This window comes from Arcobacter sp. AHV-9/2010 (genome assembly GCF_004116575.1).
Lineage (GTDB): Bacteria > Campylobacterota > Campylobacteria > Campylobacterales > Arcobacteraceae > Aliarcobacter > Aliarcobacter skirrowii.
In genome coordinates, this window is sequence record NZ_PDKH01000001.1 from 50,467 (window position 1) to 69,519 (window position 19,053).

General features: G+C 28.2%; 14 protein-coding genes. 10 read left to right on the forward strand and 4 right to left on the reverse strand.

The features are described from left to right. Nucleotides 1-4 precede the first annotated feature (4 nt). The 8 genes from CRU94_RS00250 to CRU94_RS00285 all read left to right on the forward strand — a co-directional run bounded on the left by CRU94_RS00250 (nt 5) and on the right by CRU94_RS00285 (nt 12,609). Nucleotides 5-1,951 (forward strand): HD domain-containing phosphohydrolase, encoded by a 1,947-nt coding sequence (locus CRU94_RS00250; protein WP_129104845.1) that lies wholly within the window; start codon nt 5-7, stop codon nt 1,949-1,951. 117 nt (nt 1,952-2,068) lie between these two features. Beyond that, complete coding sequence (locus CRU94_RS00255; RefSeq protein ID WP_129104846.1) at nt 2,069-3,418, forward strand: TolC family protein; 1,350 nt, start codon at nt 2,069-2,071, stop codon at nt 3,416-3,418. Further along, nucleotides 3,415-4,137, forward strand: a complete 723-nt coding sequence (locus tag CRU94_RS00260; RefSeq protein ID WP_129104847.1) for an efflux RND transporter periplasmic adaptor subunit — start codon at nt 3,415-3,417, stop codon at nt 4,135-4,137. The genes CRU94_RS00255 and CRU94_RS00260 overlap by 4 nt, the downstream gene beginning before the upstream one ends. Then, a complete protein-coding gene (locus CRU94_RS00265) occupies nt 4,130-5,689 on the forward strand; it encodes an efflux RND transporter permease subunit (protein ID WP_129104848.1) in 1,560 nt (519 codons plus the stop codon). The genes CRU94_RS00260 and CRU94_RS00265 overlap by 8 nt, the downstream gene beginning before the upstream one ends. Next, nucleotides 5,686-7,353, forward strand: a complete 1,668-nt coding sequence (locus CRU94_RS00270) for an efflux RND transporter permease subunit (protein WP_129104849.1) — start codon at nt 5,686-5,688, stop codon at nt 7,351-7,353. Before CRU94_RS00265 ends, CRU94_RS00270 begins: the two co-directional genes overlap by 4 nt. A 35-nt stretch (nt 7,354-7,388) precedes the next feature. Next, the gene (uvrC, locus tag CRU94_RS00275; protein ID WP_129104850.1) at nt 7,389-9,251 is read left to right on the forward strand and encodes an excinuclease ABC subunit UvrC; all 1,863 of its coding nucleotides are present in this window, start codon (nt 7,389-7,391) and stop codon (nt 9,249-9,251) included. Then, on the forward strand, nt 9,223-10,254 hold the full coding sequence (locus tag CRU94_RS00280; protein ID WP_129104851.1) for an alanine racemase: 1,032 nt from the start codon (nt 9,223-9,225) through the stop codon (nt 10,252-10,254). The genes uvrC and CRU94_RS00280 overlap by 29 nt, the downstream gene beginning before the upstream one ends. A 78-nt stretch (nt 10,255-10,332) precedes the next feature. After that, nucleotides 10,333-12,609: a methyl-accepting chemotaxis protein gene (locus CRU94_RS00285; protein ID WP_129104852.1), complete on the forward strand. Its 2,277-nt coding sequence runs from the start codon at nt 10,333-10,335 to the stop codon at nt 12,607-12,609. Nucleotides 12,610-12,644: 35 nt separating this feature from the next. Here the strand turns inward: CRU94_RS00285 and CRU94_RS00290 are convergent, their stop codons facing one another. Beyond that, entirely contained in the window at nt 12,645-13,772 is a 1,128-nt protein-coding gene (locus CRU94_RS00290) for an iron-containing alcohol dehydrogenase (RefSeq protein WP_129104853.1), read from the reverse strand. A 123-nt stretch (nt 13,773-13,895) separates the two neighbouring features. Between CRU94_RS00290 and CRU94_RS00295 the strand changes: the two genes are divergently transcribed. Further along, nucleotides 13,896-15,059, forward strand: coding sequence for a MalY/PatB family protein (locus CRU94_RS00295; protein WP_129104854.1), 1,164 nt, complete (start codon nt 13,896-13,898; stop codon nt 15,057-15,059). Between the two features lie 26 nt (nt 15,060-15,085). Here the strand turns inward: CRU94_RS00295 and CRU94_RS00300 are convergent, their stop codons facing one another. Together CRU94_RS00300 and CRU94_RS00305 are read right to left on the reverse strand one after the other, a co-directional pair. Continuing rightward, nucleotides 15,086-15,841 carry a competence/damage-inducible protein A gene (locus tag CRU94_RS00300; RefSeq protein WP_129104855.1) on the reverse strand — a complete coding sequence of 252 codons (756 nt, stop codon included), beginning with the start codon at nt 15,839-15,841 and terminating at the stop codon, nt 15,086-15,088. A 15-nt stretch (nt 15,842-15,856) separates the two neighbouring features. Continuing rightward, nucleotides 15,857-16,429 carry an adenylate kinase gene (locus CRU94_RS00305; protein ID WP_129104856.1) on the reverse strand — a complete coding sequence of 191 codons (573 nt, stop codon included), beginning with the start codon at nt 16,427-16,429 and terminating at the stop codon, nt 15,857-15,859. Between the two features lie 156 nt (nt 16,430-16,585). On the opposite strand from CRU94_RS00305, the gene CRU94_RS00310 reads away from it, so the two are divergent. Continuing rightward, complete coding sequence (locus tag CRU94_RS00310; RefSeq protein WP_129104857.1) at nt 16,586-17,227, forward strand: adenylate kinase; 642 nt, start codon at nt 16,586-16,588, stop codon at nt 17,225-17,227. A 44-nt stretch (nt 17,228-17,271) separates the two neighbouring features. Here the strand turns inward: CRU94_RS00310 and CRU94_RS00315 are convergent, their stop codons facing one another. Further along, nucleotides 17,272-19,044: a YgiQ family radical SAM protein gene (locus tag CRU94_RS00315; protein ID WP_129105455.1), complete on the reverse strand. Its 1,773-nt coding sequence runs from the start codon at nt 19,042-19,044 to the stop codon at nt 17,272-17,274. Nucleotides 19,045-19,053 lie beyond the last annotated feature (9 nt).

Consider the following 19,053-nt stretch of genomic DNA (forward strand, 5'->3'; position numbering starts at 1 on the left):
ATTTATGAAAAAAATTTTATATTTTGCTATTGGCTTTTTAAGCTTAATTTATTTATCACACTATTTTTATTACTCACCAAATAAAACTGAAATATATAAAAATATATATTTAGAAAAAAGTATTCAAATGCGAAAACTTTTTACAGATGAGATAAAAAAGAAACAAGACAACACTTTGAATATGGCATTTATCTTAAGTCAAGATAAAAAACTCATACAAGCTTTAAAAACAGAGGATAGAAGCTTGTTAAATTATGATAAAACTCTAAAATTTCTACACGATAACAGCGATTATAAAAACCTTTGGTTACATATTGTTGATAAAAATGGAAGAAGCTTCTATAGATCTTGGAAAAAGATGTCAGGAGATGATTTATCAACTGTTCGAACTGATTTAAATGAGCTTTTAAAAAATCCAAAACCAACTACAAATATAAGTTCTGGTCTCTTTGATTTAACTCTAAAAGCTATAAATCCAATTTATGATACAAATGGAGAGATTTTAGGTTTTGTAGAGTTCATATCTAAATTTAACTCAATATCAAGAAACTTGAAATTTGAAAATATAGAACCTATATTTATTTTAAGTATAGAAAAAAGTAAAAAAATAATTGAACCTTTTAGCAAAACTTTTATAGGTGATAATTATGTTGTAAATATTGATGCCAATAGATCACTTTTAAAATTAGTTGAAAAAAGAGGTGTTGATAGTTTTTTAAATATTGAAAACTATCTATTAATAGATAAATATATTCTTACAAATTTAGAGATAAAAGATATATATGGTAAGGATATGGGACTATTTTTACTATTTTTTGAGAAAAAGAATTTGGATTATTCACCACTAATAAACTTTAAAAATCAATATTTATCAATTGTTATAATTTTTTCTGCTCTATATCTTATAGGATTTTTATATCTTCTAAAAACTATGTATGCAAAAGAGCTTGATAATGATGTAAAAATCAAAACAAAAATGATTCAAGAACAACAAAACAGACTTGAAAAACTACTTGATATTTATGATAAAAATGTAATCTTCTCAAGAACTGATTTAAATGGAATAATAACTCATGCAAGTAGTGCTTTTTGTAAGATTAGTGGATATACAAAAGAGGAGCTTTTGGGAAAACCTCACAATATTGTTAGACATCCAGATATGCCAAAATCTACATTTAAAAAGATTTGGGATAGTTTAAAAGCTGAAAAAAAGATAACTATTGAGATAAAAAACTTAAGAAAAGATGGATCTTATTATTGGGTTGTTGCTGATTTGGAGCCTGAGTATGATGATTTAGGAAATCATATTGGTTATTTTGCTGTAAGAGAAGATATTACAGCCAATAAAGAGATTGAAGAGATTCAAAAAGAGACTATTTTTACTATGGGTTCTATTGCTGAGTTTAGATCTCAAGAGACAGGTGAACACATTAAAAGAGTTGCAAAATATTCAAAAATTTTAGCAACTGCTTATGGTCTTAGTGAAGATGAAGTTGATATGATAGAACTTGCTAGTCCTATGCATGATATTGGTAAAATTGCGATTCCAGATGCTATTTTAAATAAACCAGCAAAACTAACTCCTGAAGAGTTTGAGATTATTAAAACTCATGCCCAAAAAGGTTATGATATGTTACATATTTCAAATAGACCTCTGTTTAAAGTAGCTTCACAAATTGCTTTAACTCATCATGAAAAATATGATGGAACAGGTTATCCAAACAATTTAAAAGGTGAAGATATACCAATATTTGGTCGAATTACAGCTTTAGCAGATGTTTTTGATGCTATTGGAAGCGATAGATGCTACAAAAAAGCTTGGGAGATTGAAAAAGTTTTAGAGTTTATTAAAGAGCAAAGAGGAAAACACTTTGATCCAAAACTTGTTGATATATTCTTTGAAAATTTAGATGATATACTTAAAATAAAAGAGGAGTATTCAGATATTTAATAAAAATATCTTATAAGTAAATGAATATTTATTTATAATTATAAATTTAAATTATAATTCTTTTGAAAAAAATAGAATTTTCTGTTATAATCTCTACTTTAATTTTAAGGAATTTTTATGAAGAAAATTTTATTTTTGATAAGCTTCTATTCAACTCTATTTTCTCAAACAATATCTTTTGATGAACTTTTAACTCAAACTTTAGAAAATAGCAAAGATTTACAAAAACATAAAATTGATATTGATATTGCAAAAACGAATAGTGATTATTTAACTGGAGTTCAAACAGGTAAGCTATATCTATCAAGTGAAGTTAGTAGAACAAATCACTCTGGATATGTTTTTAACTCAAAACTATCTAGTAGAGAGGCAACATTTAGAGATTTTGGATTTTCTCAAATGGGTGAAGGAATAGATACAGCTCCAAAAGATTTAAACTATCCAGATGATAGAACAAATATAAATAACAAAATAGTATATGATATTCCTTTGTTTATGGGATTTGCTATTCAAAACTACAAAGATATTGCAAAACTTCAAGAAAAAGCAAATGAGTATATATACACTCTTAATGAAAAAAATCTTGAGCTTGAAGTTTTAAAAGCTTACAATAGCTCTGTTTTGGCAAAAGATTTTGTAAAAACTTTACAAAAAGCAAAAGAGAGTGTTGATTTTATTGCAAATGGCGCAGTTAAGTTTCACGAAAATGGACTTGTTACAAAGCTAGATGTAAATGAGGCAAAACTCTATTTACTAAATATTGAATCTCAACTTCTACAAGCACAAAACAATTTTGATTTATCACTTGCATATCTTAGATTTTTAAGCTCAAATGAGAAGATAAAAGATGTAGAAGATTTAAAAAGCTTAGAGTTTACTCTAAAAGAGTTTGAAAAGCTATATGAGATTGCTTTATTAAATAGAGATGAAAAAGCTTTACAAAAGATAGAAGTTGATGCAAATAGCAAAAATATAAAAGCAAAACAGGGCTCATACTATCCAACTATTTTTTCAAGATTAGAGTATGGATACAATGACAATAATTTTACAGCTTCAAGTGACAAAGACTACTATATGGCATTTTTAGGAGTAAATCTTACACTTTTTGATCAAACAAGAAGTAGCCAATTACAAAAGAGCAAACTAGAACTTCTAAAAGCAAAACTCGATATGCAAAAGCTTGATGATGGCATAAAATTAGAGCTTCAAGAGGCTATTTTAAATCTTAATTTAAAAGAGAAAGAGCTTGAAACAAATGCTAAAAGTTTAGAGTTAGCTCAAGAGGTTTTAGAACAAGCAAAACTTCAATACAAAAATAGACTTATCTCAATGACTACACTTCTAGCTCAAGAGACAAATTTTAGAAAGACTCAAACTTTACTTTTAAATGCAAGATATGAAGCATCTTTGGCAAAAGCCAAATTAAAACAGGTTTTAGGACTTAACTTAACAAAGGATACAAAATGAGATTTCTGTTTTTAATACTTTTATCTTTAACTCAACTACTATCTTCTTATTTAGAGCTTGATGGAGTTGTTGAGTCACAAAATGAGAAGATTATTTCAAGTAGAGTAATGGGAAATATCACAAAAGTTTATGTAAATGAGGGTGATATTGTAAAAAAAGCTCAGCTTTTATATGAGATTGACTCAACAGATATTAAATATAATGAACAAATAGTTAAAAATCAGGTAAAAAATCTTGAGCTAAATCTAAAAAGATATAAAGAGCTATTAGATCAAGATTTAATCTCTAAGTTTGATTATGAGCAGTTGGAGTTAAATTTAATAACTGCTAAAGCAAAATTAGATGAGTTAAATGCAAACTATAACTACTTAAAAATAAGAGCTTTAAATGACTCTTTAGTTATAAAAAAATCTATCAAAGAGGGTGAAATGGCAATTCCTGGAATGCCTCATATGGTTTTGACAGATTTAAACTCTTTAATTATAAGAACAAATATATCTGAATCAAATTTGAAAAATATAAGTTTAAACCAAGAGATAGATATTGAGATTCCTTCACAAAACTTCTTTTCAAAAGGAGAAGTTATTGCAATATTTCCAAACTATCAAAGTAGTTCTCACTCATTTGTAGTAAAAATTGCTTTTGATAAAAAAGATTACAATATCTATCCAGCTATGTATGCAAAAGTAAAAATATATTTGGATAATCAAAATGAGTAGAGATTTAAATATTGCAGGTAAGATTGCAAAAATATTTATAAATCATCCATTAACTTCAATTTTGGGTATTTTTATTTTAATCTTAGGCTACTTTTCACTTTTACTTATGCCAAAAGAGGAGAATCCTCAAATTAAAGTTAGTGGTGGAGTTGTAATTGTAGCTTTACCAGATGCCAAAGCTAGTGAAATTCAAAAAGTAATTATTGAACCTTTAGAAAAAAAGATAAAAGAGATAAAAGGGGTTGAACATATCTACTCTTATGCAAAAGATAGTGTTGGAATTGTTCAAGTTCAATTTTTTATTGGAGAAGATAAAGAGTTCTCAAATCTAAAACTATATGACCAAGTTATGAGAAATATGGATTTAATGCCAAAAAATGCTCTACAACCAATAATTAAAACAATGGATATTGATACAGGTATTCCAATAGCAACAATAGCTTTTTACTCTTCAAAAAAAGATGGAAAAGATATTTTAACAAAAGAGCAACTTTTTAATGAAGTAAGTCGTATATCAAAAGATATAAACAAAATAGAAGATGTAGCCATGGTTGATTTAAAAGGCGAAAAAAAAGAGCAGTTTAATATTGAAGTTGATATTAACAAATTAAGCTCTTATAACATAGCACTTGCAAATGTTATGAAGAGCATTGAAGCTTTAAACTACAACACTCCAAATATAACTACAAATACAGATGATGGAAAGCTTGTTGTTGTAAGTATTGATCAAGCTATAAAAAGTGTAAAAGATTTGGAAAATTTAATCATCTCATACAATTTTCAAACTCCAATCTATCTAAAAGATATTGCAAAAATAGAAAAATCTTATGAGATACAAAACAGAAAAGATGCCTATATTTATCTAAAAGATGAGAGTGGAAATGTGCAAGAACATTCACAAATTACACTTATGGCATCAAAATTAAAAGGTGCAAATAGTGTTGTTATAAATGAGAAGATATTTGAGTATATGAGTAGCATAGAAGAGCCACTTTTAGAAAAAAATATCAAATATACAATCACTAGAGATGATGGATATACTGCTAACAATGCTGTAAATGCTTTGATTAAAGATCTTTTTATCTCAATTGTAATTATATTTATTTTACTTATTTTTACACTTGGATTTAAAGAGGCTTTAATAGTATCTTTAACAGTTCCTATGATTCTATCTTTAACTCTATTTATAGGTTTTCTACTTGGTGAAACAGTAAATAGAATAACTCTTTTTGCTCTAATTGTATCTCTTGGAATGTTGGTTGATGCAGCTATTATTGTAATTGAAAATATTCATAGACACAAAATTCAAAGTCCCAATGATGATATTGAAAAAATTGCAATAGAGGCAACAAATGAGATAGGAAATCCAACAAATATTGCAACTATTGCTATTATTTTAGTATTTATTCCAATGTTTTTTGTTGGGGGAATGATGGGAGAGTTTATGCACCCTCTTCCTGTATTTGTACCTATCTCTTTGGCAGTTTCACTATTTGTTGCTTATGCGTTTACGCCATATTTAGTAAAAAAAGTTTTAAAGGCTAAAAAATGAGATTAGAGCATATTATTTTAGATATTTTAAACAATAAAAAAAAGAGTATGTTTGTATTGGTTTTTACTTTAATACTTTTTATAGCTTCAGTTTTAACATTTCCAACAAAAATTGTAAAAGCAAAAATGCTTCCTGATAAGGACTCAGATAGTTTCTCTGTATATTTAGATTTAAAAGATGGTTCAAGTTTAAAACAGACAAAGGCTATGGTTGATTGTATTGCACACACTTTACAAAAAAATGATAATGTCTTAAATGTTTCAGCCTTTTTATCACAAGGTCAGCCAATAGATTTTGCAGGTCTTGTAAAACTAAGCTCTCTAAAAGATAAAGAGAGTCAAGCTGAACTTATGGTAAATATTAAAAGATTTAAGAATAGAGATATTACAAGCTACAATCTTGTAAATATTTTAAGAGATGAAGTTTTAAGCTCTTGCTCTAAAGATGATGCAATAATAAAATTTATTCAACTTCCAGCTGGTCCTCCTGTTCTTGCATCTTTGGTTGCTGAAATTTATGGAGGAGATAGTTTTAATAATCAAAGAGATTTTGCTTTAAAAGTTGCAAAAATTTTTAAAAATCAAGAGACTTTAGTGGATATTGATGTTTTAGCAAATCGTGATTTTAAAACTTACTCTTTAGAGATAAATAACAACAAAGCTTTGATGAGTCAAGTTGATTTACAACATCTAAAAGCAACTTTATATCTAGCTTTTGAAGGAATGCAAGTTGGTGTTATAAATGATAGAAACAAAGAGAGTCAAATTCCAATATTTTTAAGATTATCGCATAGTAAAAATATAACAGATCACTCAAAAGAGGCTCTAAACTCAAAACTTTCATCCTTAAAAATTATGAACAGTCGTGGTGAAATGATAAGTATCTCTGAACTTGTTACAATAAAAGAGAGTTTAAAAGAGCCAGAAATTACATCAAAAAATCTAAATATTTTAATAAATGTAATAGCTGAAACTTCAAATGATAGTCAAATATATCCTCTTTTAAAATCAAGAGAGCAGATGATTGAAGAGTTTAGTAAAGATTATGATGTAATCAAAACTAATATGCTAAATCTTGCATTTATTGATAAAAAAAGCAATGAGAGATTTGATTTGGTTTTTGATGGAGAGCTAAAAGTTACAATTGATACTTTTATTGATTTGGGAACTGCTTTTATTATAGCACTTGTTTTGATTTTCCTTTTAATGGTGGTTTATTATAAAAACTTTGCACTAAGTGCTGCAATAGTTTTATCTAGTTTTATCTCTATTATTGGAGTAATTTTTGCCCATATTATTATGGATATTTTTACAAAAGATATTTTTTATTTAACAGCAACTAGCCTTATTGGATTTATTGCTTTAATTGGAATAAACTCAAGAAACTCAACACTTATTATAGATTTTGCAAAACAGCTTATTTTACAGAATAATTTAGAAGTAAATGAAGCAATAGCAAAAGCAGCAGCTACAAGATCAAAACCTATTATTTTAACTGTTTTAGTTCTTGTTTTTGCTAGTAGTTTAATTGCAAATGATGCTGTATTTGGTGGGCTTGGAGTTGCACTTATTGGTGGAACTTTAATCTCTTATGTAGTATCTATGTTTTTTGTTCCAATAGTTATAAAAAATAGTCTAAAAAAAATAACTCAAGATAGCATCTAAAGGCTCTAAAAAGAGTTTTTAGCTACTATTTCAAAATGAATTTAGAAGAGAAATTAAAGCAACTCCCAAATGAAGCTGGAGTTTATCAATATTTTGACAATCAAGGGCATCTTTTATATATAGGAAAAGCAAAAAGCTTAAAAAATAGAGTAAAAAGCTACTTTAAATTTAGCCCTACTCTACAAGCTTCAAGCGATTTAAGTCCAAGAATTTATAAGATGATTAGTGAAACATCCTCTTTGGAGTGGATTGTTGTACCAAATGAGCACGATGCTTTAATTTTAGAAAATTCACTAATAAAACAGCTAAAACCAAAATATAATGTTCTACTAAGAGATGATAAAACATATCCATATATTTTTGTAGATTTTAATGAGGATTTTCCACGACTTGAAATTACAAGAAAAATAGAGAAAGGTAAAAATATAAAATATTTTGGTCCATACTCAAGTGGAGCAAAAGATATGCTTGATAGTATTTATGAGATAGTTCCACTGGTTCAAAAAAAGTCTTGTGTAAAAGGAAAAAAAGCTTGTCTATTTTTTCAAATAGGAAAATGTTTAGCTCCTTGTGAAGATAAAATCTCAAAAGAGGAGTATAAAAAACTTTTAGATGAGGCTTTAAGTTATATCTACAATAAATCAAAAATTTTAACAAAATTAAAAGAGAAGATGCTTTTTTATTCACAAAACTTTAGATTTGAAGAGGCACTTGTATTAAGAGATAGAATAAAAACTATTGAAAAATCAGAAATCAAAACGGGAATTGACTTAGCTTCAAATGAAGATTTAGATATTTTTGCTATAAAAGATAGTAACAAAAAAGCTGTAATTGTAAGAATGTTTATAAGAGATGGAAAATTGGCATCTTCAAACTATGATTTTATGAAATCAAATGATGATGTTGAGTTTGATATACAAGAGGCTTATAAAAGAGCTATTATAAACTACTACTCAAATGATTTGCCAATTATTCCAAAAGAGATACTTGTAGCAAATGAGCTTGAAGAGCTTGATTCTATTGAAGATTTTTTGTATCAAAAATTTAATAAAAAGATAAAAATAACAAATCCAAAAATAGATAAAAAAGCTAGTATCGTAAAAATTGCTTTAAATAACTGTGATGAGCTTTTAAGATTAGAGAGTATTAAACAGCAAAACTCTATTTATAGTGAAATAAAAGAGCTATTTGGTTTGAAAAATAGTCCAAACATAATAGAGAGTTTTGATAACTCTCATTTAATGGGACAAGCAAGAGTTGGAGCTATGGTTGTTTGGAATAGTCAAATAGAGAGTTTTGATAAAAAATCATATAGACACTACAATCTTGAATCACTTGATGAATACTCTCAAATGCGAGAGCTACTTTTTAGAAGAGTTGAGAGTTTTGATAAAAACTCTCCTCCTGATTTATGGCTTATTGATGGTGGTTCAACTCTACTAAATTTAGCTTTTGAGATAGTTTCTTCTATTGGGGTAAATTTAGATATTATTGCCATTTCAAAACAAAAAGTAGATGCAAAAGCTTATAGAGCCAAAGGAAATGCAAAAGATATTTTGCACTTTATTGAAAATAAAGAGATAAAAAGTATAAATCTTCTTCCAAGTGATAAAAGATTGCAATTTGTTCAAAGATTAAGAGATGAAGCTCATAGATTTGCTATTAGTTTTCATAAAAAACAGAAAAGAAAAGAGGACAAAGATATCTCTTTTCTTCAAATAAAAGGTATTGGTGAAGCAAAAATCAAAAAACTACTTCTTTATTTTGGAGAGTTTGAAAAGATAAAAAATGCAACATTTGATGAGTTAAAAACTGTTTTAAATCAAAGTGATGCAAAAAACATAGTTGATTATTTTAAAAAGGATAAAAGTGGCGAAGATATTAATAAACAAGGATAATCTTTTTTACAATCTTGAAGTTATTAGTAAAAAAGCAACAAACAAAGATAAAGTTGCTGTTGTGTTAAAAGATAATGCCTATGGTCATGGACTTATAGAAATTGCAAAACTGTCAAGTGAGTTTGGAATAAAAAAAGCTGTAGTTCAAACAATAGAAGATGCAAAGAAAATAGAACAATTTTTCTCCTATATTTTAGTCCTTGCAGACAGCACTTTTCACAACTATTCACATACTTTTCACATAGCAATAAATAGCCTTGAAGATATATCAAAAGTACCACAAAATGCAAATGTTCATTTAAAAATCGATACAGGAATGCATAGAAATGGAGTAAGCATAGATGAGATAGAAGTGGCTTTTTTAGGGCTTTTGAAGCAAAAAGCGACTATTACAGGAGTATTCACACACCACAGAGGTGCTGATACTTTAAGCACAGATTTCTTTTGGCAAAATTCAAATTTTTTTAAAGCAAAAGCTAAGGTAAAAGAGGTATGTGAAAAACTTTTTTTACCAATCCCAGCTTTTCACTCTTGCAACTCAAATGCACTTTTTAGAGTGAATAACTTTGACTCTTTAGGTGATGATTTTGCTAGAGTTGGAATTGCAACTTATGGATATTTTGATTGTGATGAAGTTTTTGATTTTGCTAAATTAAAACCTGTAATGAGTCTTTGGGCATCAAAAATGGCAACTAGAACTTTAAAAAAAGATCAAAGCCTTGGTTATGGTGGAACATTTCGTGCAAGTGAAGATATGGTTGTTTCTACTTATGATATTGGTTATGGAGATGGTTTTTTAAGATTAAATGAACATCAAAAATATACAACTCCAAAAGGCTATCAAGTTTTAGGTCGTGTTTCTATGGATAATTTATCTATAAATAGCGATGATGAAGAGGTTTGTATATTTGAAGATGTAAAAGAGTTGGCAAAAATTCACAATACAATCACATATGAGATAACTTGCTCTTTAAAAGATGGGATAAAAAGAGAGATTGTTTAGAGTTTCATTAAGATTAAATTAAATTCTGTCTATAATTACGGTCAAAAAAATTTAACCAAAATAGGCGGAGAGATTAAAATGAATTTTATAAAAAATTCAGTTATTACAAAAGTAGTATCTGTATCAATAATATCAATATCTATTTCAATGGCTATATTAACTTTTTTAGTTGTTAATAATAGTTTTGAAATGATGAAAACTAATACTGAAAAAACTGTTCAAAAAGAGCTGTCTTTACTAATAGAAAATATAAATACCTTCAATAAAGTTGCAAAAAGTGGTGCAAATCTATCTGGTGATATATTTTTAAGTATGTTAAATGATATTAAAATAGATAATTCAAAAAACATAGAGATTGAAAATTTAAAAACTCCTGCTTTATATATAAATGGAGATTTAGTAAATTTAAATTTTGATTTGGTTGATAAATTTACACAAATTACTAATGGCTCTGTTGCTACAATATTTGTTAGAAAAGATAATGATTTTATTAGAGTATCTACTAGCTTAAAAAAAGAGAATGGAAATAGAGCTATTGGAACTAAACTAGACAGTAATCATCCTGGATATAAAAGTGTTTTAGAGGGAAAAGCTTATTTAGGAAAAGCCTTGTTATTTGGCAAAGAGTATATGACTAAATATATACCAATAATAGAAGATAATAAAGTTATTGCAATAGCTTTTATAGGGTCTGATATTAGCTCTGATTTAAATGATTTAATGCAAACTATTAAAAATAGAGTTATAGGAAAAAGTGGTTACTACTATATTTTAAACTCAAATATAAATGATAAAAAATATGGAGAGTTTATCTCTCATCCAACATTAAGCAAAAAATCTGGTTTAGATATTTCAGATAAAAATGGAGTTTATATTGTAAAAGAGATTTTAAATAAGAAAAATGGTGACCTTACATATATTTGGAATGATGAAGAAAAATTTACAGTATTTGAAAACTTTGATGAATGGAATTGGCTCTTAGTTGGTGGAGTTAATTCAAATGAAATTTTTAAAGATGCAAATAAACTGATGTATTTAATAATCACACTATCTATTATAACTTTAATTGTAATATCTATCTCTATTTTTATAACTTTAACAATATCTTTAAAATCTCTTAAAAGAATCAAAGATGGATTATTGTCATTTTTTAGATATTTAAATAAAGAGAGTAATAGTATTGAAAAGATTGCTATTGATTCAGAAGATGAGTTTGGAATTATGGCTAAACAGATTAATGAAAATATTGAGAAAGCAAAAAAAGCAACAGATGAGGATAGAAAATTAATCGATGAAACAGTTGCTGTTTTATCAGAGTTTGAACATGGTGACTTGTGTCAAAGAATTAATATTGAAGTTTCAAATCCTGCATTAATGGAATTGAAAAATGTATTAAACAGAATGGCAAATAATCTTGAATCAAATATTGAAAATGTATTAAATGTATTAGAACAATACTCTAACTATAACTATCTAAATAAAATATCAACAAAAAATTTAAAAGAACATCTTTTAAAACTTGCAAATGGCGTGAATACTTTGGGTGATTCAATTACTCAAATGTTAATTGAAAACAAATCAATTGGATTAAAACTTGATGAAAGTTCAAATATATTACTTAAAAATGTAGATAAATTAAATATAAGTTCAAATGAAGCAGCCGCATCTCTTGAACAAACATCAGCATCTTTAGAACAAATTACATCAAATATTAGAAGCAATTCACAAAATGTATCAAAAATGACTCAACTATCACAAAAACTTCTTAACTCTTCTATTGAGGGTGAAAAACTTGCAAACCAAACAACTGCTTCTATGGAAGAGATTAGTAGTCAAGTATCTGAGATAAATGAAGCAATAAGCGTGATTGATAATATCGCATTTCAAACAAATATTTTAAGTCTAAACGCAGCTGTTGAAGCAGCAACAGCTGGTGAAGCTGGAAAAGGATTTGCAGTTGTTGCAGGTGAGGTTAGAAACTTAGCAAACAGAAGTGCAGAAGCTGCAAAAGAGATAAAAAATATTGTTGAAAATGCAACATTAAAGGCAAATCAAGGTAAAGAGATTGCAAACTCTATGATTGAAGGATATAAAGAGTTAAATGAAAATATAAAAAACTCTTCAAAACTTATTTATGATATTGAAAACTCTTCAAAAGAGCAACTTTTGGGTATTGAACAGATTAATGATGCTGTAAATAGTTTGGATGAGCAAACTCAACAAAATGCACAAATAGCATCTTTAACTCATGATGTTGCAGTTGAAACTGATGAGATTGCAAAAATGGTAGTAAAAAAAACAGATGAAAAGAAATTTGTAGGAAAAGATAATATAGATTTAAATAAGTTATTATAATTTTGAATGAATTTAAAATTCATTCAAAATATTTTTTATAGCATATTATTTAAAATTTGCTCTAAATCCTCTTTTGAAAACTCTTCTTGAAAAGATAAATTTTCTATAATATCCGAAATATTACTTTTATCTAATCCAAATTGATTTAATCTTGTAGGAGTTCCTATTTTATTAAACCAACTCTCAAGTGCTTCAATACCTTCAAGAGCTCTGTTTTTGTCAAAAATCTCTTTTGCAAATCTTATAAACTGCTCTTCATTTTGTTTATAATACCACTTTGCCCAAGCTGGAATTACTACACTAAGCCCTGCTCCATGAGGTACATTGTAAAGTGCGGAAAGAGAGTGTTCTATTAAGTGATTTGGAAAAGAAAAACCAGCTGTTCCAACTGTTGTTGTGCCGTTTAAAGCATTTGTTGCAGCCCAAGCAAACTCTCCTCTTGCACTATAATCATCTGGATTTTTTATTAAAATTTCAGTAGTTTCAATAACTGTTTTTATAATATTTTCAACTTGCCTACTCATATATTTTGGCTGGATTTTTGCTGTAAAATAGCCTTCAATACAGTGAGCAATAATATCAGTAGCTGAATAAACCAAATACTCTTTTGAAATAGTTTTTTGTAACTCTGGATTTATAACTGAAACTTTTGGATAAATCAAAGGTGAGAAAATACTAAATTTTTGTTTTGTTTTCTCATTTGTAACAACGGCATATCCATTCATCTCACTTCCAGTTGCTGCAAGAGTAATTATGTCAAAAATAGGCAAAGCTTTTTTAATCTTCTCTTTACCTAAAAAGAAATCCCAAACATCTGCTTCATATAAAGCTCCAACAGCTATTGCTTTTGAACTATCAAGTACAGATCCTCCTCCAATACTTAAAATAGCCTCAACATTTTGCTCAATTGCTAGTTTTATAGCCTCTTTTACTTTAGATAAAATAGGATTACTAATAACTCCACCAATCTCTACAAAATCAATATTATGCTCTTTTAAACTATTTATTGCAGTGTCAAAAAGTCCATCTTTTTTTACTCTTTGACTTCCATAAACTATTAAAACTTTTTTTATTCCATTTTTACTTATATATTTTCCAATATTTTTCTCTTTATCTCTTCCAAACTCAATTTGTGTTGGATTACAAAAACTAAAATTTTCCATAAATTACTCCTTTTTTTGGAATTTTATCTATATTTTTCTTTATATACTAAATTAACAAAACCCTATATAAATCATAATCTTGTATAATAATTTTATATTTGAATAATTTTTTAAAGGAAATATGTGAAATACAATTTTGATAAAGTGATAAATAGAAAAAATACAGACTGCTACAAATGGGATACTACAAAAGATGGGGTTATTCCTATGTGGGTTGCTGATATGGATTTTGAAGTTGCGAAGCCTATTGTGGATTCTATTATAAAAAGAGCAAATCATGCAGTTTTTGGCTACACAATGGTTCCAAATGAGTATTTTGAAGCTGAGATTAGTTGGTGGAAAAAAAGATTTAACTATGAGATAAAAAAAGAGGATATTATTCCAACAGCTGGTGTAATTCCATCTTTGAGTGCTATTATTCAAACTTTTTGCCAAAAAGATGACAAAATCTTAATTCAATCTCCTGTTTATCACTACTTTAATATAGTTATAGAAAATAATGATTGTAAAGTTATAACAAACAATTTGATATATAAAGATGCAAAATATGAGATAGATTTTGTTGATTTTGAAGAGAAACTAAAAAATGATAGACCAAAACTATTTATTTTATCAAATCCTCACAATCCTGTTGGGAAGGTTTTTTCAAAAGATGAGTTAGAAAAAATAGGCGAGTTGTGTTTAAAATATGGTGTTTTGGTAATAAGTGATGAGATTCATAGAGATTTGGTTTTCAAAGATTATATCTTCTCACCTTTTGCATCTATAAATAAAGAGTTTGAACAAAACTCTATTACTTGTACAAGTGCTAGTAAGACATTTAATATTGCTTCTTTAAAAGCCTCAAATGTTGTTGTGGCAAATAAAAAACTAAGATCTATTTTGGATAATACTCTAAGCAAAAATGAGATGAAAGGAGTTAATATTTTTGGAATTTACTCTTTGATTAGTGCTTATGAAGAGTGTGAAGATTGGCTTTTTGAACTACTTATTTATCTTGAAAAAAATAAAAACTTTTTGGAAGAGTTTATAGCAAAAAATATCCCAAACCTAAAAGTAGTAAAAGCCGAAGCTACATATCTACTATGGATTGATATAAGTAATATTGGCTTAAACTCAAAAGAGTTTACAAAAAAACTAGAAGATTTTGGAAATGTAAGAGTAATATCTGGAATAACTTTTGGAGAGAATGGCGATAATTTTATAAGAGTAAATATAGCAACACCTCTTGAGATTTTAAAAGAGGCTTTAGAGGGTATAAAAAGAGTTGTTGAAAGCTTAAACTAATAAAATAGTGTGTAGTTTATTATAAATTACACACTATCCTCTAAAACATACTCTTTTTTATTTTCAAGACAAAAATCCAAAAAGAGTTGAAAAGCAAAATCAACCTCTTCTTGATTATATCCAGCAACAGATATTACAACTTTTCTTTCCTTGCCAATAATCTTTGGCAAGGATGAAAACTCAAGATGTGTGGGGATTTTTTTCATAACTTCAATTAAGTCATTCTCACTACTTACAATTGTCACTGTTTTTCTATATTTTTTGATATTTGATTTTGTGTAGTGTTTATCCAAAGCCTCCAAAACCATACTTTGACTCATAGATGGAAATCCAGGTGTAAAAAAGAATCTATCTTCTAAATAAAATCCAGATACATCATTTACAACATTTTTTAGAAGTTTTGCATTTATTGGAAGATACGCCATATTTACTCTATGAGGATATGCTTCCTCTTTAAATCTATTTTCTATTCTCTTCTTAGCCTCTTTGTGAAATTCCATTTGTGAGTTTGTAAAAGCATCTGCAGCTATTTGTCTTGTAAAATCATCTGGAGTTGCTCCAATTCCTCCAAAACAAAACATCACACTATGCTCATCAGATTTTATAAGATTAAATATTTTTAGTATCAACTCTTTATCATCTTCAATCACAAAAGATGCTTTATGCTCCCAACCACGCTTTAGAAGCTCTTGATTTAAGAATGCAAAGTGAGCATCTTTTCTTCTTCCATTTAAAAGTTCAGTTCCAATAATTACACTATAAAAATTTACCCTCTTATTCATAGTTTAAAATCTTTTTTAAACTATTTTTGACAAAATGAAACTCTCCATCTCATCTACAATCTCTTCTATAGTTCGCTCACCATCTATTTTTTTCAAAATATTTTTACTCTCATAAAAATCTTGAATAGCTTTCAAAGGCTCTATATATACACTCATTCTGTTGTTAAATACTTCAACTTTATCATCATCTCCCCTATTTCTTCCAAGCACTCTATCTTTTGCAACTTCTTCGCTTACAACTACCTCTATACAAGAGAGTAGCTCTAGCTCTTTTTCATTTTTCAAATACTCATCCAAAGCACTCATTTGCTCTAAACTTCTAGGATATCCATCTATTATTATTGTAGATGTTGGGGCATTTTTTATAGCATTTATTATAGTTTGTATAGCTATTTGTATTGGTACTATATTTCCAGCATTTACATATTTTGCTATCTCTTTTCCTATATCACTTTTTTTTGCCATCTCAGCTCTTAGCATATCGCCTGTACTATAGTGAGTTATATTTTCGTGTCTTTTTGCTATAAGTTCGGCATCTGTTGTTTTTCCACTTCCAGGTGCTCCAATAATTAAAAATAGTTTTTTCATTCATTTCCTTTTAGATAGTTCCTACTTAAAAGGAACTGTTTCTGTAAAGAGTGGATTGTATCAAAAATCAATTAAATTCCTAATCTACTCTTTATAACTTATCTACTATTAAATCCTTTTTTACTACAATAAGCGAAAAAATTTTAAGGATAAAATATGAATTTAATGCTATTTGGAGCACCAGGAGCTGGAAAAGGGACTCAAGCTAAATTTCTAATTGAGAAGTACAATATCCCACAAATCTCAACAGGAGATATTTTAAGAGCTGCAATTGCTGATAAAACAGATATGGGAATGGAAGCAAAAAAGTTTATGGATGAGGGAAAACTTGTTCCAGATTCAACTATTATTGGAATTATCAAAGATAGATTAGCTGAAGCTGACTGTAAAAATGGATTTATTCTTGATGGTTTTCCAAGAACTTTGGCTCAAGCTGAGGCTTTAAATGAACTTATGAAAAATATGAAAATTAAACTTGATAAAGTTATCTCTTTGAATGTTCCAGATGAGCTAATAGTAGGAAGAATTACAGGAAGAAGAGTTTGTTCAAAATGTGGAGCATCTTTCCATGTTGAGTTTAATCCATCTAAAAAAGAGTCTAACTGCGACTATTGTGATGGTGAGTTAATTATAAGAAAAGATGATAATGCGCAAACTGTAAAAAGCAGACTTCAATCTTATCACGAACAAACAACTCCACTAATTGATTTTTATACAAAAATGGGGCTTTTTGTAGAGCTTGATGGTACAAAAGATGTATCAGATGTTACAAAAGATATGATAAACGCTTTAGCATAAATTTTTAAAAAGTAACCATTTTTGGTTACTTTTTATTAAATTCTCTAACCTTGCATTCCTAAATTATTACTCTTTTTATTATTACCAAACTTTTTTTTTGCAACAACTATCTCTTTTTGTCGCTCTTTTCTTAATGTATCTTTTTCAACAAATATCCTCTTTTTTGTAAAAGGATCAAGCTCTGTATAGTACATAACAGCAGAGTAAGTCCCAGGTGTTGGAGTAAAGACTTGTGCTTGTTCTGGATTTATTTTGAGTTCATGAGTTGTAAACTGTTTAAGTTCGTGCATATGGCTCTCTTTGCATCCAGGATGTGCAGCAATTAAGTAGTAAGTTAAAAACTGTTTTTTACCACTCTCTTTATTTAAATCATCAAACATCTTTTTAAACTCAATAAGTGATTGTTTACCAGGTTTTCCCATATGATGAAGCACCTCATCGCTTGTATGTTCAGGTGCTATTTTCATTTGTCCAGATATATGATGATCAATTATCTCTTTTAAATACTCTTTTCCATGATTTTTATCAGCAGCTATAAAATCATATCTAATACCTGAAGCTATAAATGCTTTTTTAACCTTTGGAATAGCTCTTATATCTTTTAGAAGTTTGATGTTTCTGCTATGATCTATCTTCATTGTACGACAAAGTCTATGAGCATCTACACATCTTTTATTATCAATACAAGTTCCAAGATTCATCTTCTTTTTACACTCATAACCATACATATTTGCCGTTGGTCCTCCAACATCAGAGATTATTCCTTTAAAATCTTTAAGTGTTGTAAAATGTTTTGCTTCACTTAAAATATTTTGTTCACTTCTTGTTCTAATAGTTCGACCTTGATGAGCTGCAATTGCACAATAGTTGCACTCTCCCCAACAACCATGATGAGTCATAATAGAGAACTTTATAGTCTCTAAGGCTTTTACCTTTCCATCTTTTGCATGATATGGATGAACATCTCTTTGATATGGATAAGAGGCTATTTTATCCATTTCACTCTCTTCTAAATACCTGCTTGGTGGATTTTGAATTAAGTATCTTCCATCTACTTCTTGGCAAAGACCTTTTGAGTACATTGGGTCGTTGTTATCATAAAAAGCTCTAAATAGATCAATATACTTCTCTTTATTTGTTAAGCACTCTTTGTGTGAAGGAATTTGAACATACTCTTTTACAGGCTCTTTTGAGATATAACAAAGCCCTGCAATAGTTCTTACATCTTTACCATCTTTTAAATAAAGAGCTAAATCTATTATGGCTTGTTCACCCATTCCATAAATTATAAAGTCAGCTTTTGAGTCAAAAAGTATTGGTTTTCTAAGAGTGTTTGACCAATAATCATAGTGCGTAAGTCGTCGCAAGGAAGCTTCTATTCCTCCCAAAACAATAGGAACTGTATTTTTAAAATATCTTCTTATAAGATTTGTATAAACTAAAGTTGCCCTATCTGGTCGTTTGTTGTTTTTTCCGCCTGGAGTGTAGTCATCATCGTTTCTAAACTTTTTTGTAGCAGTATAGTTTGAAACCATAGAATCTATACTTCCACCACTAACTCCCCAAAATAGTTTTGGCTCACCAAGTCGTTTTATATCAATATCGCTGTTAATATCAGGTTGCCCAATAATTCCAACTCTTAAACCAATATCTTCTAAAATTCTTCCAACAACAGCAATTCCCATAAAAGGTGAGTCAATATAGGCATCTCCTGTTATTAAAACAACATCTAGCTCATCCCAGCCTCTATCGTTCATCTCTTCTTTAGTTGTTGGTAAAAATTTGTTTTGTGAAAAGTTTTGTGAGTTTTTTTGCATAGAAATATT

Coding starts and splice junctions, on each gene's coding strand:
- uvrC (WP_129104850.1), top strand. CDS start 7,389: ATGAATTTAGAAGAGAAATTAAAGCAACTCCCAAATGAAGCTGGAGTT.
- CRU94_RS00270 (WP_129104849.1), top strand. CDS start 5,686: ATGAGATTAGAGCATATTATTTTAGATATTTTAAACAATAAAAAAAAG.
- CRU94_RS00305 (WP_129104856.1), bottom strand. CDS start 16,429: ATGAAAAAACTATTTTTAATTATTGGAGCACCTGGAAGTGGAAAAACA.
- CRU94_RS00300 (WP_129104855.1), bottom strand. CDS start 15,841: ATGAATAAGAGGGTAAATTTTTATAGTGTAATTATTGGAACTGAACTT.
- CRU94_RS00290 (WP_129104853.1), bottom strand. CDS start 13,772: ATGGAAAATTTTAGTTTTTGTAATCCAACACAAATTGAGTTTGGAAGA.
- CRU94_RS00265 (WP_129104848.1), top strand. CDS start 4,130: ATGAGTAGAGATTTAAATATTGCAGGTAAGATTGCAAAAATATTTATA.
- CRU94_RS00285 (WP_129104852.1), top strand. CDS start 10,333: ATGAATTTTATAAAAAATTCAGTTATTACAAAAGTAGTATCTGTATCA.
- CRU94_RS00315 (WP_129105455.1), bottom strand. CDS start 19,044: ATGCAAAAAAACTCACAAAACTTTTCACAAAACAAATTTTTACCAACA.
- CRU94_RS00250 (WP_129104845.1), top strand. CDS start 5: ATGAAAAAAATTTTATATTTTGCTATTGGCTTTTTAAGCTTAATTTAT.
- CRU94_RS00260 (WP_129104847.1), top strand. CDS start 3,415: ATGAGATTTCTGTTTTTAATACTTTTATCTTTAACTCAACTACTATCT.
- CRU94_RS00310 (WP_129104857.1), top strand. CDS start 16,586: ATGAATTTAATGCTATTTGGAGCACCAGGAGCTGGAAAAGGGACTCAA.
- CRU94_RS00255 (WP_129104846.1), top strand. CDS start 2,069: ATGAAGAAAATTTTATTTTTGATAAGCTTCTATTCAACTCTATTTTCT.